General features: G+C 72.6%; 27 protein-coding genes. 18 read left to right on the top strand and 9 right to left on the bottom strand.

Translation table 11 applies throughout. From position 1 onward, the window contains the following. The first annotated feature begins 52 nt into the window (after positions 1–52). Positions 53–1,720, top strand: a complete 1,668-nt coding sequence (locus AC061S_RS31830) for a beta-N-acetylhexosaminidase (RefSeq protein WP_478689348.1) — start codon at positions 53–55, stop codon at positions 1,718–1,720. A gap of 70 nt (positions 1,721–1,790) precedes the next feature. Next, a complete protein-coding gene (locus tag AC061S_RS31825; protein ID WP_478689347.1) occupies positions 1,791–2,231 on the top strand; it encodes a GNAT family N-acetyltransferase in 441 nt (146 codons plus the stop codon). A 5-nt stretch (positions 2,232–2,236) separates the two neighbouring features. Here AC061S_RS31825 and AC061S_RS31820 read toward each other — a convergent pair whose 3' ends face one another. Then, positions 2,237–3,049 carry an endonuclease I family protein gene (locus tag AC061S_RS31820; protein ID WP_478689346.1) on the bottom strand — a complete coding sequence of 271 codons (813 nt, stop codon included), beginning with the start codon at positions 3,047–3,049 and terminating at the stop codon, positions 2,237–2,239. Between the two features lie 247 nt (positions 3,050–3,296). Between AC061S_RS31820 and AC061S_RS31815 the strand changes: the two genes are divergently transcribed. Together AC061S_RS31815 and AC061S_RS31810 are read left to right on the top strand one after the other, a co-directional pair. Then, positions 3,297–3,869 carry a DJ-1/PfpI family protein gene (locus AC061S_RS31815; RefSeq protein ID WP_478689345.1) on the top strand — a complete coding sequence of 191 codons (573 nt, stop codon included), beginning with the start codon at positions 3,297–3,299 and terminating at the stop codon, positions 3,867–3,869. 113 nt (positions 3,870–3,982) lie between these two features. Next, positions 3,983–4,963: an SMP-30/gluconolactonase/LRE family protein gene (locus tag AC061S_RS31810; protein WP_478689344.1), complete on the top strand. Its 981-nt coding sequence runs from the start codon at positions 3,983–3,985 to the stop codon at positions 4,961–4,963. On the opposite strand, the gene AC061S_RS31805 is transcribed toward AC061S_RS31810, so the two are convergent. Then, positions 4,947–5,762, bottom strand: a complete 816-nt coding sequence (locus AC061S_RS31805) for a glutamate ABC transporter substrate-binding protein (protein ID WP_478689343.1) — start codon at positions 5,760–5,762, stop codon at positions 4,947–4,949. The two genes, AC061S_RS31810 and AC061S_RS31805, sit on opposite strands and share 17 nt — an antisense overlap. 251 nt (positions 5,763–6,013) lie before the next feature. Here AC061S_RS31805 and AC061S_RS31800 point away from each other — a divergent pair, with 251 nt between their 5' ends. Both AC061S_RS31800 and AC061S_RS31795 read left to right on the top strand, forming a co-directional pair. Further along, on the top strand, positions 6,014–7,204 hold the full coding sequence (locus AC061S_RS31800; protein WP_478689342.1) for a hypothetical protein: 1,191 nt from the start codon (positions 6,014–6,016) through the stop codon (positions 7,202–7,204). Between the two features lie 120 nt (positions 7,205–7,324). Further along, positions 7,325–7,861, top strand: a complete 537-nt coding sequence (locus AC061S_RS31795) for a TerD family protein (protein ID WP_478689341.1) — start codon at positions 7,325–7,327, stop codon at positions 7,859–7,861. Positions 7,862–8,048: 187 nt separating this feature from the next. Here the strand turns inward: AC061S_RS31795 and AC061S_RS31790 are convergent, their stop codons facing one another. Next, a complete protein-coding gene (locus AC061S_RS31790) occupies positions 8,049–8,696 on the bottom strand; it encodes a TetR/AcrR family transcriptional regulator (RefSeq protein ID WP_478689340.1) in 648 nt (215 codons plus the stop codon). 214 nt (positions 8,697–8,910) lie between these two features. Here AC061S_RS31790 and AC061S_RS31785 point away from each other — a divergent pair, with 214 nt between their 5' ends. From AC061S_RS31785 to AC061S_RS31750, 8 genes are all read left to right on the top strand, one after another. Continuing rightward, positions 8,911–9,765: a phosphatase PAP2 family protein gene (locus tag AC061S_RS31785; RefSeq protein ID WP_478689339.1), complete on the top strand. Its 855-nt coding sequence runs from the start codon at positions 8,911–8,913 to the stop codon at positions 9,763–9,765. Then, entirely contained in the window at positions 9,762–10,631 is an 870-nt protein-coding gene (locus AC061S_RS31780; protein WP_478689338.1) for a hypothetical protein, read from the top strand. Before AC061S_RS31785 ends, AC061S_RS31780 begins: the two co-directional genes overlap by 4 nt. Positions 10,632–10,636: 5 nt before the next feature. Then, positions 10,637–10,993, top strand: coding sequence for a hypothetical protein (locus AC061S_RS31775; protein ID WP_478689337.1), 357 nt, complete (start codon positions 10,637–10,639; stop codon positions 10,991–10,993). A 93-nt stretch (positions 10,994–11,086) separates the two neighbouring features. After that, entirely contained in the window at positions 11,087–11,353 is a 267-nt protein-coding gene (locus AC061S_RS31770) for a GlsB/YeaQ/YmgE family stress response membrane protein (protein WP_478689336.1), read from the top strand. Between the two features lie 212 nt (positions 11,354–11,565). Further along, the gene (locus AC061S_RS31765; RefSeq protein WP_478689335.1) at positions 11,566–13,227 is read left to right on the top strand and encodes a serine/threonine-protein kinase; all 1,662 of its coding nucleotides are present in this window, start codon (positions 11,566–11,568) and stop codon (positions 13,225–13,227) included. A gap of 27 nt (positions 13,228–13,254) precedes the next feature. Continuing rightward, entirely contained in the window at positions 13,255–14,169 is a 915-nt protein-coding gene (locus tag AC061S_RS31760; RefSeq protein ID WP_478689334.1) for a phytoene/squalene synthase family protein, read from the top strand. A gap of 96 nt (positions 14,170–14,265) precedes the next feature. Then, on the top strand, positions 14,266–14,910 hold the full coding sequence (locus AC061S_RS31755; RefSeq protein WP_478689333.1) for a MerR family transcriptional regulator: 645 nt from the start codon (positions 14,266–14,268) through the stop codon (positions 14,908–14,910). Between the two features lie 78 nt (positions 14,911–14,988). Then, positions 14,989–15,375, top strand: a complete 387-nt coding sequence (locus AC061S_RS31750) for a 5-carboxymethyl-2-hydroxymuconate Delta-isomerase (protein ID WP_478689332.1) — start codon at positions 14,989–14,991, stop codon at positions 15,373–15,375. Here AC061S_RS31750 and AC061S_RS31745 read toward each other — a convergent pair. The 3 genes from AC061S_RS31745 to AC061S_RS31735 form a co-directional block, all read right to left on the bottom strand. Further along, positions 15,369–16,040 (bottom strand): transglycosylase SLT domain-containing protein, encoded by a 672-nt coding sequence (locus AC061S_RS31745; RefSeq protein WP_478689331.1) that lies wholly within the window; start codon positions 16,038–16,040, stop codon positions 15,369–15,371. The genes AC061S_RS31750 and AC061S_RS31745 overlap by 7 nt on opposite strands. A gap of 383 nt (positions 16,041–16,423) precedes the next feature. Continuing rightward, on the bottom strand, positions 16,424–16,792 hold the full coding sequence (locus AC061S_RS31740) for a hypothetical protein (RefSeq protein ID WP_478689330.1): 369 nt from the start codon (positions 16,790–16,792) through the stop codon (positions 16,424–16,426). Between the two features lie 129 nt (positions 16,793–16,921). Further along, positions 16,922–17,848, bottom strand: a complete 927-nt coding sequence (locus tag AC061S_RS31735) for a dihydrodipicolinate synthase family protein (protein ID WP_478689363.1) — start codon at positions 17,846–17,848, stop codon at positions 16,922–16,924. A 79-nt stretch (positions 17,849–17,927) separates the two neighbouring features. Between AC061S_RS31735 and AC061S_RS31730 the strand changes: the two genes are divergently transcribed. Further along, positions 17,928–18,845 (top strand): LysR substrate-binding domain-containing protein, encoded by a 918-nt coding sequence (locus tag AC061S_RS31730; protein WP_478689329.1) that lies wholly within the window; start codon positions 17,928–17,930, stop codon positions 18,843–18,845. A 35-nt stretch (positions 18,846–18,880) separates the two neighbouring features. On the opposite strand, the gene AC061S_RS31725 is transcribed toward AC061S_RS31730, so the two are convergent. Beyond that, on the bottom strand, positions 18,881–19,480 hold the full coding sequence (locus AC061S_RS31725) for a MepB family protein (RefSeq protein ID WP_478689328.1): 600 nt from the start codon (positions 19,478–19,480) through the stop codon (positions 18,881–18,883). Between the two features lie 83 nt (positions 19,481–19,563). Continuing rightward, on the bottom strand, positions 19,564–20,529 hold the full coding sequence (locus AC061S_RS31720; RefSeq protein WP_478689327.1) for a pentapeptide repeat-containing protein: 966 nt from the start codon (positions 20,527–20,529) through the stop codon (positions 19,564–19,566). Positions 20,530–20,705: 176 nt separating this feature from the next. Here AC061S_RS31720 and AC061S_RS31715 point away from each other — a divergent pair, with 176 nt between their 5' ends. The 3 genes from AC061S_RS31715 to AC061S_RS31705 all read left to right on the top strand — a co-directional run bounded on the left by AC061S_RS31715 (position 20,706) and on the right by AC061S_RS31705 (position 24,468). Next, positions 20,706–21,791: an S-(hydroxymethyl)mycothiol dehydrogenase gene (locus AC061S_RS31715; RefSeq protein ID WP_478689326.1), complete on the top strand. Its 1,086-nt coding sequence runs from the start codon at positions 20,706–20,708 to the stop codon at positions 21,789–21,791. Between the two features lie 10 nt (positions 21,792–21,801). Beyond that, positions 21,802–22,743, top strand: a complete 942-nt coding sequence (locus AC061S_RS31710; RefSeq protein ID WP_478689325.1) for a phosphotransferase — start codon at positions 21,802–21,804, stop codon at positions 22,741–22,743. 393 nt (positions 22,744–23,136) lie between these two features. After that, a complete protein-coding gene (locus AC061S_RS31705; protein WP_478689324.1) occupies positions 23,137–24,468 on the top strand; it encodes an alpha/beta fold hydrolase in 1,332 nt (443 codons plus the stop codon). A 21-nt stretch (positions 24,469–24,489) separates the two neighbouring features. On the opposite strand, the gene AC061S_RS31700 is transcribed toward AC061S_RS31705, so the two are convergent. Further along, positions 24,490–25,002: a DUF3887 domain-containing protein gene (locus AC061S_RS31700; protein ID WP_478689323.1), complete on the bottom strand. Its 513-nt coding sequence runs from the start codon at positions 25,000–25,002 to the stop codon at positions 24,490–24,492. Positions 25,003–25,031: the final 29 nt, after the last annotated feature.

Genomic DNA, 25,031 nt, shown 5'->3' with positions numbered 1-25,031 from the left:
CCGGGTCGCGCACCACGGTCCTCCGTGCCACGTTGGTACGGGGGACAGGTACATGATGCGGCAGACGAAGCAGTACGGGCGGAGCCACGTGATCGCGACGGCAACAGTCGCCGCGCTGGTCACCCTTGCCGCCGTCCCCGGCTGCGCGTCCGGCACCTCGGGCCCGGGGAACGCCCGGGCCCCGGCCGCGGTGACCACCCCGCCGAGCGCAACGGCCCCCGCCACCGCCAACCCCGCCGTCACCCCCTCCACCCCGCAAGCCCCGCCGGCGCCCTCGCCGACGCCCACCTTTCCGCTGTCCACCGCCCCGCGCACCATCCCGGCCGTACGGGAACACGTGCCGGCCCACGGCCCCGGCTGGCGGCCCGGCCCCGAGGCGCGGGTCGTCGTACCGCCGGCCGACAGTGCGGCCCTGGCGGACGAGGGCAGGATGCTGGCCGGGGAACTGCGGATCGGATTCGCCGAATCGGCCGCCCCGCGCAAGGGCGACGTGGAACTCGCGCTCGGGCCGAAGGGCTCCGGCGCACCCGAGTCGTACACCCTCACCGTGCGCGACGGGCAGGTCCGCATCACCGGACCCGACCAGGCCGGGGTGTTCTACGGCACCCGCACCCTCAAACAGGAGGTGAGCGGCGGCGGTTCGGCCCCGGAGGGCACCGTGCGCGACGCCCCGGCCAAACCGCAGCGCGGGCTCAACCTCGACATCGCACGCAAGCACTTCACCCCGGACTGGATCGAGGACCGGCTGCGCGAGATGGCCGATCTGAAGCTGAACCAGCTCGGCCTGCACTTCTCCGACGACCAGGCCTTCCGGATCGAGTCCGACACCCACCCCGAGATCGTCTCCACCCCCCACCTCACCAAGGCGCAGGTGCGCGGGATCACCGCGCTCGCCGCCCGGCTGCACATCGCGGTCGTCCCCGAGATCGACTCGCCGGGCCACCTCGGAGCCGTCCTGCGTGCCTACCCCGGGCTGCAACTGCGCGACGTGCAGGGCAGGGAGGTCAAGGGGGCGGTCGACATCGCGAACCCGGCCGCGGCGAAGCTCGTGGACGAACTCCTGCGGGAGTACCTGCCGTTGTTCCCCGGCTCTCTCTGGAACCTGGGCGCCGACGAGTACCAGGCGCTGGTCTACCGTGATCCGCAGACTTCCTTCCCGCAGCTCACGGCCGCCGCCCGACAGCGGTACGGGCCCACCGCCCGCGTCCAGGACCTGGCGACGGGCTGGCTGAACGACCGTGCGGACGTGGTCCGTTCGGCGGGCCGGGCGCCGGCGGCCTGGAACGACGGCTTCTTCACCGGCGGGATCGCCCAGCCCGCCCGGGACATCCAGGTCGAGTACTGGACGGGCAAGGAGAACGGGGCCCGGCCGCCGCTGGAGTACCTGCGCGAGGGCCGCAAGGTCGTCAACCTCAACGACGAGTACCTCTACTACGTGCTGGGGGAGCCGAACCAGTTCACGTACCCCGACGGCCGGCGCATCTACCAGCAGTGGACCCCGCTCGTGCTGCGCGGCACCGCGGCCGTGCCCGCGCGGTACGCCGGGCAGATCATGGGCGCGCGCCTCGCCGTCTGGTGCGATCTGGCCGGGGCCCAGACCCAGGCCCAGGTCGCGGCGGGCATCCGGCTGCCCCTCGCCGCCCTCTCCCAGAAGGTCTGGGACTCCCGCACCCCGGCCCTGGACTGGCCGGCCTTCAAGGTCCTGGCCGACCGGCTGTAGCGCGGCCCGCTGGAGCCCGGCCGCCCGAAACCCGCTGGCCGGGTCCGGCCCGCTTTGCTTGGATGCGGGCATGGACGACAGCACGCTGCCCTCGCCCGAGGGCTATGAGATTTCCACCGCCCCCGACCGCCTCGACCGGGAGCTGATCCACCGGTGGCTGTCCGGGGACGCCTACTGGGCCCTCGGACGGAGCCGGGAGAAGCAGGACACGGCCATCGAGGAATCACTCAACTACGGGGTCTACGACGCCGTGTCCGGCGCCCAGGTGGCCTACGCCCGCATCGTCACGGACCGGTCCACCTTCGCGTGGCTCTGCGATGTGTACGTGGACCGGGGCGTGCGGGGCAAGGGGCTCGGCACCGCCCTGGCGGGGGCGGTACGGGACCACCTCGCCCCGTACGGGCTGCGGAGGATCATGCTGGCGACCGCGGACGCGCACGAGGTCTACGCCAAGGTCGGCTTCGAGCCGCTCGCGACCCCGGAGAAGTGGATGGCCCTCGGTGAACAGTAGGGCGCCTACCAGATGGAGTTGACCCACTCCGGGTGGTCGATGAACGGGTTCCGGTTGTGCTGGTAGGTGTCGTATATGACCTGGTTGCGGCGCTGCTCGAAGGCGTCCGGCGGGTCCTGCAGGTGCCACTGCTTCAGGACGCTGATCCGGCCGAAGAGGGGCGCGCTGCCGTTGTTGACCTTGTCGTTCATCTCCAGGTCGGCGAAGCCGTCACCGCCGGCGTACCGCACGGCCATGTAGAGCAGCATGCGCGCGACATCGCCCTTGACCGCGTTCCGCGGCTCGAAGGAGTCGGAGTCGGTCAGACTGCCGGGGGCCTCGGAGACCGGGCCGCCGCCCATGTCGAAGTCCTTGTTCCCGCGCGTGCTGTTGACGGTCACGTCCTCGGGCCTGAGGTGGTGCAGGTCGGTCCCGGGACCGGTGGCCGTGCCGAAGTCACCGTGGCTCTTGGCCCAGACGTGCTCGCGGTTCCAGTCGTTGACGCCGCCGCCGTTGGTGGACTTCGACTGGGAGCGGCCCGAGTAGAGCAGGATGACGTTGTTGGAGTTCGCGGGGTCCTGGTCGGTGAGCTTCAGGGCGTTCCACACGCCGTCGTAATTCACCTTGGACTGGGTCTTGATGATGTTGTGCAGCGCCGTCTTGAGCGCGGCGCCGGTCTTGCCCTCGGCGCCGGCGTAGTAGGTGTCGACGGCGACGGAGGCCGGGGCCGCCGTGGGGGCGGCCTCGTTCTGCTGGCCCGCCGAAGCGGAGGCCGGGAGCAGTATGAGGGACGCGGCCGCGAGGCCGGCTGCCCAGGGAGCAAGGCGCGAGATTCTCATCACGTGGGGGTACCTCTCCACACGCACCGCTCCCGCCCGGGGAATTGGCGGGGCATCAGGTGGCAGAGCGAGGTTCACATTGTCATGTGCCGTACAGGTGAAAAGCACGTGTCGGGAGGCAGGATTTTCTACGCGCGTCATGCGGGGGATTCGTGCGGGTGATTGGCGCAAGAATCCCTATGCAGAACCGGGCGGCGCGGGCACGGTGGCGGAGGCACACCGTGAACAGCCCTACCAGGAGCAGCCCATGGCACCGAAGATCCTCATCGTGACCGGCGACGCGGCGGAGTCGCTGGAAGTCCTCTACCCCTACCAGCGCCTGATCGAGGAGGGGTACGAGGTGCACATCGCGGCGCCGGCGGTGAAGAAGCTGCGGTTCGTCGTGCACGACTTCGAGGACGGCTTCGACACCTACACCGAGAAGCCCGGCTACACCTGGCCCGCCGACATCGCCTTCGCCGACGTGGACCCCGGGGAGTACGCGGCGCTGGTCGTACCCGGTGGACGCGCCCCGGAGTACCTGCGCAACGACCCCGAGGTGCGGCGGATCCTGGCGGCCTTCGCCGGTTCCGACAAGCCGATCGCGCAGATCTGCCACGGCCCCCTGATCACCGCCGCGGCCGGTGCGCTCGACGGCCGCCGGGTCACGGCCTATCCGGCGCTGGAGCTGGACATGAAGGCGGCCGGCGCGGTCTTCGAGGACTCCGAGGCCGTGGTCGACGGCACGCTGGTGTCGGCCCGCGCGTGGCCCGACCACTCGGCCTGGATGAGGGAGTTCCTGACCGTCCTGCGTGGCAAGGCCCCGGTTTCCGGAGAGTGAGCTTCGCCGTCCCCTTGTGAAAGAACCTGACCGGGGACTGCCGGGAAGCAATCGATGTGGTGGGGTGTGTGAGTCAACCCACCTATTGCGCACGGCAGTTGAGAGGGTCAGTCATGACGGGAAGCTTTGGACGACGCGGGTTCATCGGTGCGGCCGCGGCGCTGGGAGGCGCCGCGCTCGTCGGGGCGGCGGCGCCGCTCGCCCAGGCGCAGGACGCTCGGGCACGGGCGGCGGCCCGGCCGCCGAGGCCCGACACGATGGCGGTCCCGGCGGGCTTCCAGCCCGAGGGGATCGCCGTCTCCGCGCGCGGCACGGCCTATACGGGCTCGCTGCTCGACGGCTCGGTCTACCGGTTCGACCTCGCCACCGGAGCCGGGCGGATCATCACCCGGGGCGAGGGACCGATGTCGGTGGGCCTCAAGCTGGACCCGTACGGGCGGCTGCTGGTCGCCGGCGGCGCCAGCGGGCAGATCCGGGTGGTCGACGCAGGGGACGGGCGGGTTCTGGCCACCCACCAGGCCGCGACCGGCACGGCCTTCGTCAACGACGCCGTCGTCGGCTGCGGCGGCGCCTGGTTCACCGACTCCTTCGCGGACGTCCTGTACTTCCTGCCCCTCGGCCGGGACCTCGCCGGCCCCGGCGCGGCCCCCCGTGCGCTGCGGCTCGGCGGCGACTGGGACCCGGTCCCGCCCGGGGGCGCGTACTGGGGTGCCAACGGGATCGAGCGGACCCCCGACGGTCAGGCGCTGCTCGTGGTGCACGACACCGCCGAGGCCCTCTTCCGCGTGGACCCGCGCACCGGCGCCGCCACCCGGACCGTCCTCGACGGCGGCTCGGTGGGCTACGGCGACGGGCTCGTCCTGCACGGGCGGACGCTGTACGTCGTGCGCAACTGGGCCTATGCCGTCGAGGTGTTCACCCTGAGCGGGGACGGCCGCCGGGCCCGCTTCGTCAAGCGCATCACCGATCCGCGCTTCGACGAGCCGACGACGGCCGCGGTGTACGGCGGTCGGCTCTACGTGGTCAACGCCCGCTTCGACGCCGACTGGTCGGACCCGGCCACCGCCTCGACCGTCGTCAGCTGCCCGTTGTGATGGCGGGCGCCGCCTCGTACTTGTAGTCCGGGCCGAAGTTCTTCTTCACGGCCGCTTCCCAGGTGCCGTCCTCGACCATCTTGCGGATGGCGTTGTTGATCTTGACCTGGAGCTCGGTGTTGCCCTTCTTCATGCCGATCCCGTAGTTCTCGCTGCTCAGGCTCAGCCCGATCAGCCGGAACTTGCCCTCGTTGCCCTTGCGGGCGGTGTAACCGGCCAGGATGGAGTTGTCCGTGGTCATGGCATCGACCAGGCCGTCCCTGAGGGCGACGACGCATTCGGAGTAGCCGCCGAGCTCCAGGAGGCTCGCCTTGGGGGCCAGGTTCTTCCTGACGTTCTCCGCCGAGGTCGAGCCGGTCACCGAACACAGCCTCTTGGTGGTGCTGTTGAGGTCCTCGGCCTTGGTGATGGTGGGGTCGTCGGCGCGGACCATCAGATCCTGGTGCGCGAGGAAGTACGGCCCGGCGAAGTCGACCTTCTGCTTGCGCTTGTCGTTGATCGAGTAGCTGGCCGCCACGATCTCGACCTCGTTGTACTCGATCAGGAGCTCGCGGTCGTTGCTGAGGACCTGCTTGAACGCGATCCGGTCCTTCGGGTAGCCGAGCTCCTTCGCGATGTACGTCGCCACGTCCACGTCGAAACCGCTGAAGCTGCCGTCGGGCTCCCGCATGCCGACGCCCGGCTGGTCGAACTTGATGCCGACGGAGAAGGTCCCCTGGTCATCGTCACCGCCACACGCCGATGCGGTCAGGGAGAGACCGATCACTGCGGCGATGGCGCCGGCCTTGGGAACCTTCATGCTGCACTCTTTCCTGAGGTACGCGGATACGCGGGGTCGCGGGCGAGCGGAGCCGCGCGGGAGCGCGCGGAGCGCACCGGGACCGGGCCGGGGCGCGGGGAACCGCGGAGGCTGGTGGACGCGTATATGAGGAAGCTAGGAACTCGTCGGGCGCAGTGTCACGACATCTGAGCAAATCTTGAGGGTAACGATCCGGAATGGCGGCAGATCCTGCGGCGAATCCGGTTTTGAACGGGAGAGGAGCCGGTCGGGTGGCCAAGGGCGGGGTACGGGTCGAGGGGAACGCGCTGCTGCTGGGAGAGGGGGCGCAGGTCCGGTTCATGAGGACGCTGCGGCTGCCGGAGACCGGTACGCACAATCTGCCCCCGGGGCTGGGGGAGTTCCCGCTGCGGCGGGTGGAGGACTATCCGGACACGGTTCCGGCGGACTGGCTCGCCAAGGGCGGGGTGATGCTCCCGGTGTACCTGCGCGAGGCGATGTGGCTCAGTTTCGGGGGGACCCGGGAGCCCACCGCGCTCCAGGTCGGGGTCGGCAAGGTGTGCGCCGTCTCCGGCGAGCGGTGGACGGGCGTGCTCGGGCGCCGGCCGCAGAACTACCTCGTGCTGCCGCGCCAGCCCTGGCTGGACGGGATCAACTCGGGCACGGGCACGGTCCGCCAGTTCGTCGCCGTCCCGCTGGGGCTCGGCGCCACCGTGGAGGGCCAGGTCACCGGCGAGGAGACCGCCGGAGGCGTGCAGCTGCAGGCCTTCCCGCTCGGCGCCAAGGCGCTGGAGCGGTGGCGCGAGGAGGAGCGGGCGCGCACGGCCGGGACCGGCCGGGGCGGCGCCGTTCCGTACGGGATCCTGCCGCCGGGCGGCCATCCGGGCGGCCATCCGGGCGGCCATCCGGGCGGCCCCCCGGGCGGCGGCTACGGAGCGGCACCGGCGATGCCGGCTCCGATGGCGGCCCCGGCGCCCGGCGGGCCCGTGGGCGGCCCTCCCGGAGCACCTGCGGCCCCGGCCGCGGTGCGGGACCCGCTGCGGCGGTCGGGCGGCGGGCCGGTTCCGCAGGCGGCGCCCGCGATGGGGCTCGGCGTCGGCGGCTCCATGCGGCAGGAGGTGTACCGCGACGACCGCAAGGCGAAGGGCTGGGCGGCCGAGCCGGCCGCGCGGGTCTTCGTCCACCTGGTGACCCCGCGCGAGTGGCGCCGGATCACCGGGGAGGAGCCGCCGCCCTCGCCGGTGGACCGGGCCGCCTACACCAAGGCCGGACTCCCGTGGTTCGACTACTACGACGAAAACGCCGCCGACCTCGCCCCCTCCGACGCCCTCGGCCAGGTGCAGCCGGTGGGCGAATGGCTCGGTGCCGACGAGGCTCCGTGGACGGAACCCGCCCCCGGCCAGATCGCACCCCTGGGGAACGGGCCCCGGCCGGGCAAGCCGGTGCAGGACGGCGACTGGTAGCCGCGCCGGGCGCGCCGCCCCGTTCCCCGGACTGGCCGGGAACGTATGGTCGTTCGAGCCCCGGGGCGGCAGCCGTGACAGCATGGGAGGGCAACGCACGGTGGTCGGAGGGGGAGTTCGGTGAGCGGAGTACGCAAGGGCCTGGCCAAGGTGGAGATCGCGCTTCGGTGGGATCCCAGCCCGGCGGGAGCGCCCGTACACGACCTCGACCTGCTCGCCGCGGTCTACGCGGCCGCGGACCCGTACGGGGAGCCCGTCCACCTCGTGCACTTCGGCAGCCGCGCACCCGACGGCACCATCACGCTGAACCGGGACAGCAGGACCGGGCAGGGGCTGGGCTTCGACGAGGTGATGACCCTCGAACTGAACCGGATCGCGGCCGAGTTGACCCGGGTCGTGGTGGGAGTGGTGATCCAGCGGCCGGCCGGCGGCCCGGCACTGACCTTCGCGGACGTCGCGGGAACGGGACTGCGCATCCGGGAGGGCTACACCGATCTCGCCGTGGACGACCTCACGGGCTTCGGCGCGGCCGGCGCGGTCACGATCGCCGAGTTCACCCGGGACGCCGCGGGGGTCTGGACGATGGACCCGGCCGTACGGGGCTTCGACGCCGACCCGGAGGAGTTCGCCCGGGCGATGGGCGCGGCCCGGAGCTGACCGGGTAGCGGCGCGCTCAGGAGCCGACCGGGCGGCGGCGCGGTCCGGACGCTCGCCGCACGGACCGGTCGGCGGCCACTCCGCGAGGGAGTGCCCGCCGTCCGGTCCGGGAGCCGCGCTGCCACCGTCCCCACGAGGCAGCGCGAGCGGGCCGCCGCCCGGTCATCGGGGACGGCGGCCCGCTGGTTCAGGGGGCCCGGTCCAGCGGGGCCCGGTCCGCCTCGGGCGCGGTCGCGCCCAGCGCCGGCAGCAGGCAGGTGTCGACGAACCGTACGAGGTACTCGGCGTCGGCGTAGCGCCCCTCCAGTACGGGCCGGATGCGCAGCACCCCCATCAGCTGCGCCGGCAGGAACTCCACGGCCGGGTGCCCGGGGGCGAGCTCTCCCCGCGCCACGGCCCGCGCCACGATCGAGTCGAACGCCGTCAGCTCCGGCTCCACCAGAGCCTCGCGCAGGGCCGCCTTCAGCTCCTCGTCGCTCAGCACCGCGTGCCCGAGGGCCTGCATCAGCCGGGTGTCGCGCCCCGAGGTGCAGGCGGCGATCCGGGCCGCCTCGCGAAGGTCGCCCGCCAGGGTCCCGGTGTCCACCGCGGCGAGGGTCCCGCGCCGGTCCGCGCGCAGGGCGGCGGCGACGAGCTGCGGTTTGGTCTTCCACTGCCGGTAGAGCGTGGACTTTCCGCAGGTGGCGCGGGCGGCGATCTTCTCCATGGTCAGCGCCTCGTAGCCGTCTTCGCGCAACTGCTCCAGGACGGCGTCGTAGAGCTGCTGCTCCCGCTCCGGGGTGATCTTGGAGCGGCGCGCGGGGGCCGGGGCGGCTTCCGGCGTCGGCGACGTCATGGGGCGGCTCTCCTCGATGCTGCGTGCCACTTGCTACCTGCTCGGCGCTGCTTGCTTGCTCACTGCTTGCTTGCTCACTGCTTCGCGGCGCAGCGGCCTCTGGTGAAAGTCTACGGGAACGCGAGCGTATCGGTACACACTCGTATCGATACGAGAATGTATCGATACACTGGTGTGTCGATGATGAGCCGTGTACAGGAAGCGAGACCGGGGGATGACCTCCCACACCACAGGTGACGGGGCCGGCGCGGGGCCGGGCGCCCGCCGCCGCCTCATGCGCGAGCTCCTGCTCGTCGTGGGCCTCTTCGCCGTCTACAAGTGCGGTCGCACGCTCGCCACCGGCCGCACGGACGAGGCCTTCCGCAACGCCGCCCGGGTCTGGGACGCCGAGCGCACCCTGCACCTGCCCGGCGAAGGCCTGGTCCAGCGCCTGCTCCTGCACGGCGACGCCCTCGTGCACACGGCGAACACCTACTACGCGGCCGTGCACTTCCCCGCCACGGTGCTCTTCCTCGTCTGGCTCTACGTACGCCGCCCCGCGCACTACCTCTGGACCCGCCGGGTCCTGGCCGCCCTGACCGGCGCGGCCCTCGTCCTTCACCTGGCCTTCCCCCTCGCGCCCCCGCGGATGCTGGGCGCGGCCCACCTGATCGACACCGGCCAGGTCTACGGTCCGACCGTCTACGGGGCCGCGCCCGCCGCCGACACCATGGCCAACCAGTTCGCCGCGATGCCCTCGCTGCACTTCGGCTGGGCGCTGATGCTGGCCCTGGGCATGATCGCCGCGACCTCCTCGCGGTGGCGCGCCCTGTGGCTGCTGCACCCGCTGGTGACCCTGCTCGTGGTCGTCGGCACGGCCAACCACTACTGGCTCGACGCCATCGTCGCCACACTGCTCCTCGGGGCCGCCCTGCTGCTGGTCCCGCGCCCGGTCGGCCGCTCGATCGTCGCCCGGCGGAGCGTGCCCGGCGGGCGCTCGCTGCCGGCGCCGGTACCGGAACCGGCGGGTTCGGGAGCGGGAGCCGTGAGGGCCGTGGAGCCGGCGGAGCCCGTAGGAGCGGTCCGGTGAACGCCACGCTCCTCGCCGTCCTGCTCTGCCTCGCCGCGGCCGTCACCTACGCGGCCGCCGCCGTCGCCCAGGAACGCCTCGCCCGCCGCGGGGTCGCCCGCAGCACCGCGGCGCTGCTCGGCAACGGCGCCTGGTGGTGGTCGGCGGGCCTGAACGCCGCCGCCGCGCTCCTGCACGCCGCCGCCCTGCGGTACGGGCCGCTCACCCTGGTCCAGCCGCTCGGCGCGCTCACCCTCGTCGCCGCCGTACCGCTGGGCGCGCGCGGCGCCGGGCGGCGGGTCGTGGCCAGCGAGTGGCGCGGCACCCTGGCCACCGTCGTCGGGCTCGGCCTGCTCCTGGTGCCCGCCTCCGGCCCGTCCCCCGACGAAACCCTGACCCTGGCCGAGGCGCTCGCCGTCTCCGGAGCCACGGCCGCGGTGATCATGCTGCTGACCGCGCGGAGCGACACCCGCTCGGGGCTGCGCCACGCGACGGCGTCGGGGCTGGCCTCCGCGGCCGCCTCCGCCCTGACCCAGACCGTAGCCGTGGCGGGCGGCCGGGGCGGGTCCCTGCTCAGCGTCCGGGTCGTCTCGGTGGCGCTGCTCGTGGTGGTCTTCGCAGTCGGCGGGATGCTCCTGTCCCAGCGGGCCTACCGGGGCGGCCTCGGAGCCCCGCTCGCGGTGGTCAACCTGACCAACCCGCTGGCCGCCGCCGCGATCGGCATGATCCTGCTCGGCGAACGCATCCAGGGCGGAGCGCTCGGTGTCCTGCTCGCCGCTGCGGGAGCGCTCGCGGCGGCCCGGGGCGTACTGCTGCTCACCCGAACGCCGAAGCAGACCGCGGCCGTTCCGTCCCAGGCCAAGCCGATGGCGGGTGTGGCAGCATGACCCGCATGGCTGCCGACGAGTACTCGCTCCTTTCGCTCCGCTCGTTCCTCTCGCTCCGCTCCAAGAGCTCGATCCTGTCGATCGGTTCGGTGGGCTCGATCCTGTCCATCGGTTCGGTGGGCTCGATCCTCTCCATCGGTTCCGTGGGCAGTGTGCTGTCGGCCGGCTCGATCGGCTCGGCCCTGTCGGGGGCCTCGGTGGCATCGGTGCTGAGCGCGGGCTCGCTGGGCTCCGTCCAGTCGAAGCTGTCGGTTCTGTCCTGGCGCTCGCACGGCGGATTCCTGGCGGTGGGCACGGTGGTGCTGGGCGCGGTGGCCGTGGCCGCCGTCAGGCCCGCCCCGGTGGCCCGGCGCCGCAGCTGAGAACCGTTTCGCCCGTTCGCGCGTCTCCGTACCCGAGACACCAACGAACGCCGCGCGCACGACGACGCGCACACCGAAGCGGAGTGAACGGGCATGGGCATCATCGGCTGGATCATCCTTGGACTGCTCGCGGGCGCCATAGCCAAGGTCCTGCTGCCCGGCCGTGACCCGGGCGGCCTGATCGGCACCACCCTCATCGGCATCGCCGGCGCCTTCACCGGCGGCTGGCTCTCGGCGAAGTTCCTGAACCGGTCGATCCAGAACGACTTCTTCGACCTCGCGACCTGGGGCTCCGCCATTGCGGGCTCCCTGGTCCTCCTCGTCGCCTACCGCCTCCTCTTCGGCAACTCCCGCAACTGACGGGCGGGCCGCATCAGAGCTCCATGCAGGCCACCGTGCCCGTACGGCGGGCCGCGTCGTGGCCTCGGCCCCTAAGGGACATCGGGCAGGCACACCACCCACGCCGCGGCCGGCGCACGCCGCGTACCGCCGGCGCCCGCTCCCACGCCGGTGCTATCCACGTCCCGGTACGGGTGCACCGGCGTCGGTGGCGGCGCCTACGATGACCGGCCATGGACAGCAGTGAGGCCGGCAGACGGTTGATCGACGGGCGCTTCGAACTGGCGCGGCCCCTGGGCAGCGGCGGGATGGGGACGGTGTGGCGCGCCCGCGACATCGCGCTGGACCGGGAGGTCGCGCTCAAGGAGGTGCGGCCGCCGGACCCGGCCACCGCCGCCGCGCAGCCCGGGCTCGTCGTCCAACTGCGCGAGCGGGCCGTCCGCGAGGCCCGGGCCCTCGCCCGGCTCACCCACCCGAACGTGGTCACCATCCACCACATCGTGGAGCCCGAGCCCGGTTCCGACGGCCATCCGTGGATCGTGATGGAGCTGGTCAGGGGCGGCTCCCTGGCCGACCGGCTGGAGGGCGGGCCGATGCCGGTGGCGGACGTGCTGCGCCTCGGGCTCGACCTGCTCTCCGCGCTGCGGGCCGCGCACGCGGAGGGGGTGCTGCACCGTGATGTGAAACCTGCCAACGTGCTCCTGCGGCCCAACGGCTCCGCCGTGCTCACCGACTTCGGGATCGCCGCCCTGCACGGCGCGACCGGGCTGACCTCGACCGGCGCGCTGATCGGGTCGCCGGAGTACATAGCCCCCGAGCGGGCGCGCGGCGCGGAGGGGCTGGCCGCCTCCGACCTGTGGTCGCTCGGGATGCTGCTCTACGTGGCCGCCGAAGGGGTGCACCCGCTGCGCCGTGCCACCAGCCTGGCCACCGTGGTCGCGGTGCTCGACGAACCGATCCCCGCGCCGGTGCGCTCCGGCCCGCTGGGACCCGTACTGGAACGGCTGCTGGTACGGGACCTGGCCGTGCGCCCCGACGCCGAGGAACTGGAAGCGCTGCTCCGCGGTGCGAGCAGTGCTCTCGGCGGCGCGGCCCCAGGGGTACCGCCGGTCGCCCTCGGCAGCTTCGGGCCGATGCCGATGCCGACGGCGCCGTTCGTTCCGGGCGCGGGCAACCCGTACGCGTCCACCGTCCCCGTGGCCTTCGCCCCGCCGCCCGCCCCGCGCCGGCGCCGCCGGCCGGCCCTGCTCGCCGGAATCCTCGCGGTGGTCCTGGCCGCCGGAGTCGCCGGCATCGTCAACTGGCTGCCCGACGGGAAGGCCGGCGGCGCCGCGGGCAAGAGCGGCGACCCGAAGGCCTCGGGCACCCCGTCCGCGTCCGGACCGGCGTCCCCGGCCCCGGGCACCGCCGTGGCCCTGCCCCCGAAGGCGAGCACGCCGAAGCCGGTCACCCCGCCCAAGGGCAGCCTCATCGCCCCGGCCCACATCCGTACCGCCGTCGAGGCGCTCAGGCAGCAGACGGGCACCACCACCTTCGTCGACATGAAGGTCTACGACGAGTACGTGCTCGCCGGCATCCCCACCGCGCCCGGAGCCAAGACCGTCGACTCCTGGCAGTACCGCGGCGGCGTCGCCAAACGCACCGGACCGTCCGGCACCGTGAAGCCCGACGAACCGCTCATGGACATGGCGGCGCTCGACTGGGACGCCCTGCCCGCCCTGATGGCCGAGTCGACGAAGGAGCTCGGCGTCGACAACCCGAGCTCGCGCTACCTCAACGTCTCACCCTGGATGAAGGACCCCGCGATCCGCCCCTACCTGAGCGACGCGTACGGACAGGGCGGCTACGTCCTCGCCGGCACCGACTTTAAGATCAAGAAGGTCTACCGGAACTGACGGCCGGAGAAGCGGAGAACCACCACCATGCCCAGCTGGCGCAGCACGCTCACCACCGCCGGGATATCCGGCCCCCGGCTCCGGGCCGACTACACCTACGCGGCCCGCCGGGTCCTGCGCCGGGAACCCGCGCCCTACCTCGCCCTGCGGCTGCTGGCCGCGCCCCCGCTCGTTCCCTGGCTGGCGGCCGGGCTCGCCTTCATGAACCGGGTCGACGACGTCGCCGAGACCGGCTCCGCCGACCAGCGGGCCGCCGGGCTCAAGGAATTGGGCACCGACGTGCGCCGCGCCCTGGAGACGGGGGAGAGCCCCGACCCGCTGCTGCGCGCCTACGCCCACGCCGTCGACTCCCGCGGCCTGCCCGCCGATTGGGTGTTCCGGTTCCTCGAAGGCGCGGCCACCGAGGAGGCCGTCTTCGACGGGTTCGCCGCCGAGGCGGAGTTCCAGGCCTACCTCGACGCCTATGCCTGGCCCGGGGTCCTGGTCTTCACCGGCCTGCAGTACCAGGGCGGGCCCGACGCCGAACAGGCCGCGGGCTGGCGGCGGTTCGTGGACGCCGCCCAGCGGGTCGACTTCCTCGCCGACCTCGCCGGAGACCTCGCGGCCGGCCGCCTCTGCATCCCGCGCGCCCGCCTCGCCGAGCACTCCGTGACCCGGGCCGACCTCGAACAGGCCCGCGACACCCCGGCCGTACGGGAGCTGCTGGCCGCCGAGTGCGGGCGGGCCCGTACCGCGCTCGCCGCCGCGGACGACATCCTCGACCTCACCGAACCGGGACTGCGGGCGGTCGCCGTGACGATGACGGAGCTCATGCGGCACCAGCTCACGGCGGTCGAACGGGCCGGCGTCGGGGCCCTGCGCAAGGACGTCGGCTACGGCTTCACGGCTCCGCTGCGCACCCTGGTGCGCGCCCGGGCGCGCAGGCCGCGTACCGCCGCCTGACCCGCTCGCTCAGGGCCGGAGGCGCGCGGGGCACCGTCCGGCGGTGCTGCCCGTGCACAATTGGATAGCTGTGCTCTCCAAAGAAAGGTCCACGGGATGCGGCTGGCGGAGTTGAGCGAGCGCAGTGGCGTCTCCACGGCGACCATCAAGTACTACCTGCGCGAAGGGCTGTTGGCGCCGGGCCGGCGGGTCAGTGCGACGACCGCCGACTACGACGAGGACCACCTGCGGCGACTGCGGCTGATCCGCGCGCTGATCCAGGTCGGTGGGATTCCGGTGGCCAAGGTCCGGGAGGTGCTCGCGCACGTGGACGACGAGTCCCTGGGCCGGACGATCCGGATGGGAGCGGCGCTCTGGGCGCTGCCGCAGGGGCCCGAGGCGGACGACGAGGACCCGGCGGTGGTCACCGCGCGGCACGAGGTGGACCGGCTGCTGGAGATGCTGGGCTGGTCGACGGCCGGGGAGGTGGGGGACCTCTCCCCGGTCCACCGCTCGCTCGTGCTGGCGGTGTCCACCCTCATCCGGCTCGGCTATCCGTGGGGCGCCGAACTGATGGCTCCGTACGCCGAGCTGATGTACCAGGCGGCCGTGCGCGACCTGGACTTCATGGAGGCGTACCCGTCCGAGGCGGAGCAGGTGGAGATGGTGGTGGCCGCGGCCGTCCTCTTCCAGCCGGTCCTGAAGGCCCTGCACCGGCTGGCGCAGGAGGAGGAGTCGGCACGGCGGTACGGGCTGGAGTGAGGCGGGGCCGCACGGGTCGGCGAGAATGCGGGAAGGGCGCGCTGCGCGTGCCACGTCGCCGAGCACCCGGAGCGCCCGATGCCGCAGATCACCGTCGACTATTCGGCGAACCTGTCCGACACCTTCGACCGGCGCGGATTCGCGCCGGCCCTGCACGCGTTGACGGCCGAGGTCGCGGCCGCCACCGTCGCGAACTGCAAGACGCGCTTCCGGTGCCTGGACGAGGTGTACGTGGCCGACGGCGCGCCCGGGGCCGCGCTGGTCCACGTACAGCTCGGCCTGCTGCCGGGCCGGACCGAGGCGGTCAAGGCCGAGTTGAGCGAGGCCGTGCTGGACCTCCTGCACAAGCACCTGTCCACCGGGGCGAACGGAACGAACGGGGGAACGAACGGGGCCGGTCTCGTCGTGCACACCTCGGTGGACGTGAGCGAGTTGGGGCCGGCCTACCGCAAGCTCGTTCAGTAGGGGCCGTTGACGTTGTCGATCGAACCGTAGCGGGCCGCCGCGTAATTGCAGGCGGCCGTGATGTTGGCGACCGGGTCGTAGGAGTCCAGCGAGGTGCCGGGTACGTGATAGGCCTTGAAGGTCGGGTCGATGACCTGGAGGAGCCCCTTGGAGGGGATGCCGGCCGCCGCGTTGGAGTCCCAGTTGTTGATGGCCATCGGATTCCCCGAGGATTCGCGCATGATGTTGCGGTGAATTCCTTCGTAGCTTCCGGGAATTCCGTGCTGGGCCAGGACGTCGAGGGACTCCCGGATCCAGCCGTCGAGGTTGTTCGCGTAGCCGGTGGCGGCCTTGGCGGCCTTGGCCGCGGCGGGGGCGGCGGCCGTGGTGAGCTTCAGCTTCAGGCCGGGGCGGATGGTCGAGGGGTCCGCGCCGACGATGCCCTTGTTGGCCTCGTAGAGCTTCTGCCAGCCACCGCCGATGGAGTGCTCGGCCGCGATCTTGCTCAGGGTGTCGCCGCTGACCACGGAGTAGGTCGCGGGGGCCGCGGTCACTTCGGCCGCCCCGGCCGTGGTCGCGCTGATCAGCGGGAGGGCCAGCGCCGCGCCGCCCGTACCGGCGAGGGCCAGCTTGCGGGTGAGTGCGTTGTGCTGCTTCGGCCGGCGGTGCTTTCCCTGTGCGGGCATGGCGGAATTCCTCACGTGGGGGTACGGAAGAGCCCTGGCGGCGGCCGGATTCGGCAGCTGACCACCGGGAACGAGGCGACCGTAAGCGAGTCCGGCGGGCCGGAACAAGACGTGAATTCGACCGGGAGATCAACTTCCCGCATTCGGCCCGGTGGATGACCTTGAAAAGAGGCCCGGGAATTCGCGAATATCCAACCGGGAAAAGGGAATCACCCCTCGCGGGGAAATGATGTTGACGCCGTCGGCGTGACTCACATCACGGGCCGGCGGGCGTCGGCCCAATACGGGCAAGTCGCCCGTCGCCGGGGCCGATTCGGGCGACCCGCTCTTTGGTGGCGAATCGCCCATCCGGGGTCAATCGACCCCTCTCCGATCAGGCTGCGCTAGATCCAGCCCAGTGCCTGGCTGACAGCGAAGGGGACCGGGATCAGCACGGCCATGCCGAGCCAGTGGCGAAGCGGCCGGCCCTCTTGGCGCGGCGTGAGGACGTCCACCACCAGAACCAGTCCCAGGACGAGCATGCCGCTCAGCACGGCACCGAACGTCAGGACGGTCGCGGTTTCGGACGCCTCCTTGTCGCAGCCGGTGCCACCGCCGCAGTCCACCAGCGGGTACTCGGCCACGAGCCACCGGAGGCACAGGCCCGGAACGATCGCGACCACGCCGATCAGGAGATTCGCCAGCCCCGGCGCCCACCATCGACTGCCGGGCCGCCGCCCTCTGCCGTCGGTACCTGCTTCGGAGCTGTGCACGGCCCGTCCCTTCCTCATGTCCTAGGAGGTAGATGTGCATGAGCGCTCTCGGGGTTCCCGCACAGCCCGATCAATGATCCCCGTGCCTTGATCCCCGTGCCTTGATCCCCGTGCCTGGAGGCGCGGCCTCTAAAGCTGCAGCGCCGGTTCCCGCAGGGCCGCCGCGACCGACTCCCTGCTCGCCGGCAGCAGGGGGAGGCGTACGTCAGGGGACGGGATGCGGCCCTGCGCGTACAACACCCCCTTGATCACCGTCGGGTTGGGCTCGGCGAAGAGGGTCGCGGACAGCCGGGCCAGTGCGTGGCCCAGGGTCCGCGCCCGGTCCGCGTCGCCCGCCCGCCAGGCGGCCGCGAGCTCTACGAACCGGGCCGTCGCGACGTGGGCCGAGGCGAGGACCCCGCCCGCCGCGCCGAGCGCGAGCAGGGGCGAGAGGAAGGTGTCGTCACCCGCCAACACCGCGAAACCGTCCGGCAGATCACCGAGCAGTGCCACCGCGTCCCCGTCGAGCGATCCGACCGCGTACTTCACCGCGGCCACCCCCGGCAGCGCCCCGATCTCCCGCAACAGGGCCGCGTCCAGCGGCTGCCCGGTCCGGTACGGAACGTGATAGACGATCAGCGGTACGGGGCTCACCCGCACCAGCCGCTCGAAGTGCGCCAGCACCCCGGCGGCGGAGGGCCGTACGAACGCGGGCACGGTCACCAGCGCGGCCCGCGCCTCGGGCCACCGCTTGAGCCGCCCGAGCGACTCCTCGGCGGCCCGGGTCCCGCTCGCCCCGGCGCCCACGGTCAGCGCCGCCCCGCGCTCCCGGCAGACCCGGGCGCAGACGTCGGTGACGAGGTCGCGCTCCGCCTCGTCGAGGGCGGCCGGCTCGCCGGTGGTGCCGAGCGCCACGATCCCGGTGGCTCCCGCGTCGAGCACCTCGTGGGCGAGCGCCTCCAGGGCCTCGGCGGCGACCTCGCCGGCGGGGGTGAAGGGGGTGATCAGCGGTACGTGGATCCCGTGCGGGGCGTACGGGCCGGGTGCGGCGGGGGGCGGCGTGGTCGTGCTCGGCATCTGGGTCATGGGTCGAGCCTGGCGTGCGCCGAGCATCGAATCCAGTTCGCCTTTCTTATCTGATCCGTAAGCTGATCCGATGCTCGATGTACGACGCCTTCGCCTGCTGCGCGAACTCGCCCGCCGGGGGACCATCGCCGCGGTGGCCGAGGCGCTCTCCTTCAGCCCTTCGGCGGTGTCCCAGCAGCTCTCGGTCCTCGAGCGCGAGGCCGGTCTGCCCCTCCTGGAGCGCACCGGGCGCCGGGTCCGGCTCACGCCCGCGGGCCAGAACCTGGTCCGGCACGCCGACGCGGTGCTGGAGCTGCTGGAGCGGGCTGACGCCGAGCTCGCGGAGGCCCGCGGCGGACTGGCCGGAGCGCTGCGGGTCGGCTCCTTCCCCACGGCGACCCGGGCCATCGTCCCGGCGGCCCTGGCCGCCCTGGCCCGCCGGCACCCGGGACTGGAGCCGATGGTGTCCGAAACCGACCCGGCGGCGGTCGCGCACGCGCTGCGGGCCGGGGACCTGGACGTGGCCCTGATCCACGCGTACGACTTCGTCCCTGCGCCGGAGGAGCCGGGGCTCGCCGCGGAACCGCTCTACCGCGAGGCGATGTATCTGGCGACGCCGACGGAGTGGGCGTCGGCGGAGTGCGAACCCGGGGCCGGGCAGAGGGCGTTGCTCCGTGCGCACGCCGATGCGCCCTGGATCACCGCCACGCCCGGCACGCTCTGTCACGCCATGACGGTGCGGGCCTGCGAGGACGCCGGGTTCGCGCCGCGGATCCGGCACCAGGTGGACGAGTTCGCCACCGTGCTCGCCCTGGCCGCGGCCGGCCAGGGGGTGGCCGTGGTGCCGCAGCTCGGGATCACCGGACACGTGGATCCGGCCGTCGTGCTCACCCGCCTCGCCATGGAACGCCGCACCAACGTGGCCTTCCGCAGCGGCGCCGCCGCCCACCCCGCCGTGGCCGCCTTCACAGAGGCCCTGCGGGCGGCGCTGCCGCCCGAACTGACCTAGACGAGTCATTCCGAATGATCAGTGCTCGTAGGCGATCAGTGGTGGTGTGACGGCCGGCCGATGCCGGCACTGTCCTGCGGGTGGTAGAGCTCATGGGCGCGGGCCAGGTTGATGGGCCCGTCTTGGTGCAGGCGCAGGAAGAAGCCCAGCTGCCACGCTTGCGTACGGCCGGCCTGGCGGCTGGCAGGGGTCACCCAGGGCGGGTAGATGCGAAAGGCTCGTTTCCCACCTGAACCGTTGGCTGATACGACGCCGTGCCGGCGGAGCGCGTCCGTGGGAAAGACGAACTGGCCGAAGTTGTGATCGTCGCGGGTGCTGATGACAAAGAGGTCGACGGGGTCCGCGGCATCGAAGGGCTGGATGGGCCCGGCCGGGGACCTCTTCCAGACGGTGACGAACTGGCCGGCCTTGGTGGGGGTCGTCTTGGCGGCGCGAAACCGAACGGCGAGGCCGTCGAGGGTGAACTCGAAGGCGGCGTACTCGGCACTCTCGGCTTCGGGGACTGGCTGCGAGCACGCAAAACCGCAGCGGTCGTACACGAGTGCCTTCGCCGCGATGAGATCTCCGTGGGCCGGGGCGGTGCCCAGCCATGGTTTCGGGCGGAGATCGGCTGAATGCGCGTGGTCCGTGGTCATTCGCCCACTCTGGCACGGCCGGTTGACGCAGCCGGCTTGACCGGGGGATGTCGCTCTCGCCGAGGACTACCTCGGTTGAAGCATCAGGCCGAACGCAGGGGTGGGACGTTCCTCGCGAGCGCGGCGGCTTGCAGCGGGATGCTCGGTTCGGCGCCGGGGTCCTCGACCATGACGACGCCGGCCGCCTGGACGTCGAAGCCTGTCGGCCAGACGGTGACGTCGCTCGCCCATGCGCCCTCCCGTTTCGCCCGTGTCAGGTCGGCCCTGGTGAGGTCGGTTCCCCGGAGGTCAGCCAGTCTCAGATCCGCGCCGGTGAACTTGGCGCCATGGCCCCGCGCCTTGCGCAGATTCGCCTCCCGCAGGTCGGCCCCCGAGAAGTCGGCCTCGCGGAGGTCGGCCCTGACCATGCGAGCGCCGCGCAGGTCGGCTTCGATGCAGCGGCTCCGGTGGAGAGTCGAGGTCCCGAGCTCCGCGTGCCGTAGGTTGGCCGCGATCAGCGATGCCTTGGTCAGGTTGACCTGGTAGATGCTCGCCGCTTCCAGGCAGGCGCCGTCGAAGTTGATGTGGTGAAGCCACAGTCCGTCGCAGTCGGCCCGACGCAGGTCGGTGTAGCTGACGTTGAGCCAGTCCGGCCCGCGTTCCTGGCACAGGACTCCGAGGCCGGTGAGCGCCACCTGGGCGTCCGGGGCACGTGTCTCCAGCGGGGGCACGGAGTTGATCGAGGCTTCCGCCGCCGGCGAGTCCTGCGCTTGCGGAGGCCATGGCAGGTGAGTCCGGAGGAACGCGGCCTTGATCGAGATGACCGCCTCCCGGTCGTGAGCCGAATGGTCCGCGATCCGCCACAGTGCGTAGAGGCCGCCGATCCGCACGTCCGTCTTCTCGCTGCCGAGCTGGTCGACCGCCCGGCTGAAGCGGTCGGTGATGTGTCCCTCCCGGGTGGCGTTCAGCCCCTCCTGGTTGACCCTCAGCTGCCGCCAGGTGGCGTACGCGCCGAAGAGGACGACAGCGCCGCCGACCGCCTGCACGAGCGTCGTGCGTACGTTGTTCACAGCTGTGGCCCGGAAGCCGGTGTGCCTGTCCGGTCAGAGCGCCAGGCCGGGCTGTATGCCGGGGCGCGGGGCAACTCCCGCACGCGGGACAGCGCGTGTACGTTGGCCGGACCGGCGGAACCCTCGCGGGGCCTCCGGTGCCGTCCAAGAGACAGTGATCGAGATCGGGGTAGCACGTGACGCATCGCGTACGAGGGGTCATCGCCCGGAGCAAGGGCGCACCGGTGGAGACCACGACGATCCTCGTGCCCGACCCGGGCCCCGGCGAGGCGCTCGTACGGGTCCAGGCCTGCGGGGTCTGCCACACCGACCTGCACTACCGGCAGGGCGGGATCAACGACGAGTTCCCCTTCCTGCTCGGCCACGAGGCCGCCGGGGTCGTCGAGTCGGTCGGCCCGGACGTCACCTCCGTCGCGCCCGGCGACTTCGTCGTTCTCAACTGGCGTGCGGTGTGCGGGAGTTGTAGGGCCTGTAAGCGGGGCCGCCCCTGGTACTGCTTCGCCACGCACAACGCCACCCAGCCCATGACCCTGGAGGACGGCACCCCGCTCTCCCCGGCCCTCGGCATCGGGGCCTTCGCCGAGAAGACACTGGTGGCCGCCGGGCAGTGCACCAAGGTGGACCCGGCCGCCTCTCCGGCCGCCGCCGGGCTGCTCGGCTGCGGGGTGATGGCCGGCCTGGGCGCCGCCCTGAACACCGGCAACGTGGGGCGCGGCGACTCCGTGGCCGTCATCGGCTGCGGGGGAGTGGGCAACGCCGCCATCGCCGGGGCCAGGCTGGCCGGAGCCTCCCGCATCATCGCCGTGGACCTGGACGACCGGAAGCTGGAGTGGGCGCGCGGACTCGGCGCCACGCACACCGTCAACGGCGCCGCCGAGGACGTGGTCAAGGCCATCCAGGCACTGACCGGCGGGAACGGCGCGGACGTGGTCATCGAGGCCGTCGGCCGCCCCGAGACGTACAAGCAGGCGTTCTACGCGCGCGACCTGGCCGGCACGGTGGTACTGGTCGGCGTCCCGACGCCGGACATGCTGCTCGAACTCCCGCTGCTGGACGTCTTCGGACGCGGCGGCGCCCTGAAGTCCTCCTGGTACGGGGACTGCCTGCCCGAGCGGGACTTCCCGCTGCTCATCGACCTCTACCTGCAAGGCCGGCTGGACCTCGACGCGTTCGTCTCCGAGCGCATCGCCCTGGACGGCGTGGAGGCGGCCTTCGAGCGGATGGAACGCGGCGAGGTACTCCGATCGGTGGTCGAGTTCTGAACACCGTGCGGTGACCGCTGACGACCGACTGAGCCAAGCGCACGACGCCGCTCACGCGATCGCCGCAGCGGCCCTGGGGCGCGATCCCGGCCCCATGACCACCGTGGAGAGCGGCTCCCACCACGTCTACGTCGGCACGGACGTGGTGGTGAAGATCATCGATGCCAACGCCCACGGGCGGCTGAACCGGGAGATCGCGCTCGCACCCCACCTGCCCGCCGGCCTCACGGCACCCCTGATCGGCAGCGGGCTCCACCGGCCGGCGACGCGCGAGATCCGCTACGCCTGCTACGCCCGCGTGCCGGGGGAGGCTCCCGGCACGGGCATGCCGGGCGTGGACGGTGGGACCGCGCGAGCGTTGGCGCAGGAGGCGGTCGAGCGGCTCGGCCGACTGCACGGCTGGGTGCCCACGGGCCACGCCGACCGGATGCTGAGAGAAGCCCTCGACCACGGCGGGTTTGCCGGCCGGGCCGCGCTCTTCGCCGAGATCAAGACCCTCGCGGATCTCGAACGGCAGGGAACCGTCCCTCCCCGCCTGCTCGACGGCCTGAGGACGATCGCGGAGCGCGCGCCCCTGCACGCACGTGCGGTCGTCCCGGTCCACGCGGACTGCCACTGGGACAACTGGCTCGCGCGCGGTCGGAGCGTGACGGCCCTGCTGGATTTCGAATGGGCCCGCTACGGAACGGAGATCCGGTCGACGACTGGTTCTTCCTGGCCCGGTTCAGCGGCCCGCACCTGGAGACCGTTCTCGACGTCATCGCCCGTGCGACGGCGACCTCTCCGGAATCCCTCCGCGCGGGCTGCGAGGCGCGCGAAGCGGCCCACCTGGCGTCCGACCTCCGCGTCGCGTTGGAACACCCCGATGGCCGTGCGCGCATGGCCGCGGACAGGCTCCGCGCGCTGGAGGAGCTCATCGTCGGGCGCTACTGGTGGCGCCCCGACCCCGTGACGCGACCGCCGGGGCCTCCCGCCCGCGCCTCGCGCCTCGCCTTCGTGGGGGAGGTTCGTCGTCGCTCGTCATGCTTGCGTCCGGTTTCTCTCAAATCCGGGCAAACTGGTGATGAAAATGAATGCCTGTGGCAGGGGGCCCTGCTGATCATCGCGGGCCTGCTCATGCTCAAGGGCGCCACGTGGCTGCGCTCGATGATCGGCGAGCAGCGGCCCGGCGAGACCCCGAGGGGCCCGCCGAAGGACGGGGCCGCACCTTTCGGCACTGCTCCCGGGGGCCTCGCGTAAGCTCGGCCGGGCCCGCCGCCCCGGTTCGCCCTCACCCACCGGCCCCGGGACGGCTGCCGCGTACACCACCGCACCGCGCCGACCCCTGGGACCTCCCGTGACCCCCGTGAACCCCGTGCCCTCCGAGAGCGCAGCCGCCGGCAGCTACCGCCAGCCCGGTGTCGTCCTCACCGACCACCACTTCACCGTCCCGCTCGACCACGCCCGCCCCGACGGCGAGCGGATCGACCTGTACGCACGCGAACTGGTCGCCACCGGCAAGGACCCGGAGTCCCTGCCCTGGCTGCTCTACCTGGAGGGCGGACCCGGCTTCGGAGCCCGCCGGTTCGTCGGCCGGCAGGCCTGGCTGGAGCGGGCCCTCACCGAGTTCCGGGTGCTGCTGCTCGACCAGCGCGGTACCGGCCGCTCCACCCCGGTCAACCGGCAGACCCTGCCGCTGCGCGGCGGCCCCGCGCAGCAGGCCGAGTACCTCGCCCACTTCCGCGCCGACTCCATCGTGCGCGACGCCGAGACCATCCGCCCGCTCCTCACCGGCGGCGCGCCCTGGACGGTCCTGGGCCAGAGCTTCGGCGGCTTCTGCGTCACCCACTACCTGGGCGCCGCCCCCGAGGGGCTGAGCGCCGCCCTCATCACCGGCGGGCTGCCCTCCCTCGACGCCACCGCCGCCGAGGTGTACGAAGCCGCGTACCCCCGCGTCGAGCGCAAGAACCGGGCGCACTACGCCCGTTACCCCATGGACGTGGAGCGCGCCCGCCGCATCGCCGCCCACCTCGTCGAGCGCCCGGCAAAGCTCCCCGGCGGATACCTGCTGACGGCCGAGGCCTTCCAGTCCCTCGGTCTGCTCCTCGGCGTCTCCGACGGCAGCCACCAGTTGCACTACCTGCTGGAGGACGCCTTCGTCCCCACCCCGGACGGGCCCGCCCTCTCCGACGCCTTCCTGGAGGCCGTGCACGCCCAGCTCTCCTTCGCCGGGCACCCCCTCTACGCCCTGATCCACGAGGCCATCTACGCCCAGGACCCGGGCGCGCCCATCGGCTGGGCCGCCGAAGGGGTCCGCTCCGGCCACCCGCGGTTCGACGCCGCGAAGACCCTCGCGGGCACGGAGCCGCTGTACTTCACCGGCGAGACCATCCACCCCTGGCACTTCGACTGCGACCCGGCGCTCGCCCCGCTGCGCGAGACCGCCGAGCTGCTGCTGGCCCGTACCGGCTGGACCCCGCTGTACGACCCGGCGCGGCTCGCCGTCAACGAGGTGCCGGTGGCCGCGGCCGTCTACCACGACGACATGTACGTGGACACCGCGCACTCCCTGGCCACCGCCCGGGCGATCCGCGGCCTGAAGACCTGGGTGACGGACGAGTTCGAGCACGACGGGGTCCGCGCCGGCGGCCCGCGCGTCCTGGACCGGCTGCTGGCGCTCGTGCGCGACGAGGCCTGAGCTCCCTGAACGCCGGGGGAGTCAGGGGACCGGGATGCCCGTGCGGAGGAAGTACAGGCCGATGAGGTGTCCGCCGTCGTTGAAGGTGACGCGGAACTCTCCGGCCCCCTTCTCCATGCGCAGGGGCACGTTCACCACGGGCCCCTGGACGGACGTGACCTGCTGGGGGTCCCCGTGCGACCGGTAGGGGCCGAACTGCTCCTGGTAGTCCTTCCAGGACTGCGCGAGCGCCTCGGGAGTCGCGTGGTGCCGGAGCGTCTCGTCGAAGCGGGCCGAGACGGCGGCGAAGTCGCCCCGCACCACCTCGTCGAGGGTTTCGAGTGCGAGCTGCTCGTCATCGGCCTGCCCCGGAAGGGACGACACCGCCGCGGCCGTGACCTCCGCGGGGACGTGGACCCGGGCCGCCGCGGGCAGGGAGCCGTTCGTCAGCAGCAGGGCACCGGAGGCCAGTACGGCCGCCGGTACGAGCCGCACGAACCGGACGAGCCGCCGCTTCGCGCCACGCACGGCGTGCCTGTCTGACAGCGGGGCCATGGCTTCCTCCTTCGGAAGGCCGTCTTTCA

Source organism: Streptomyces sp. CA189 (assembly GCF_056428985.1).
Note: the sequence above shows the minus strand (reverse complement) of the source record. Positions and strands in the feature narration are given on the sequence as shown.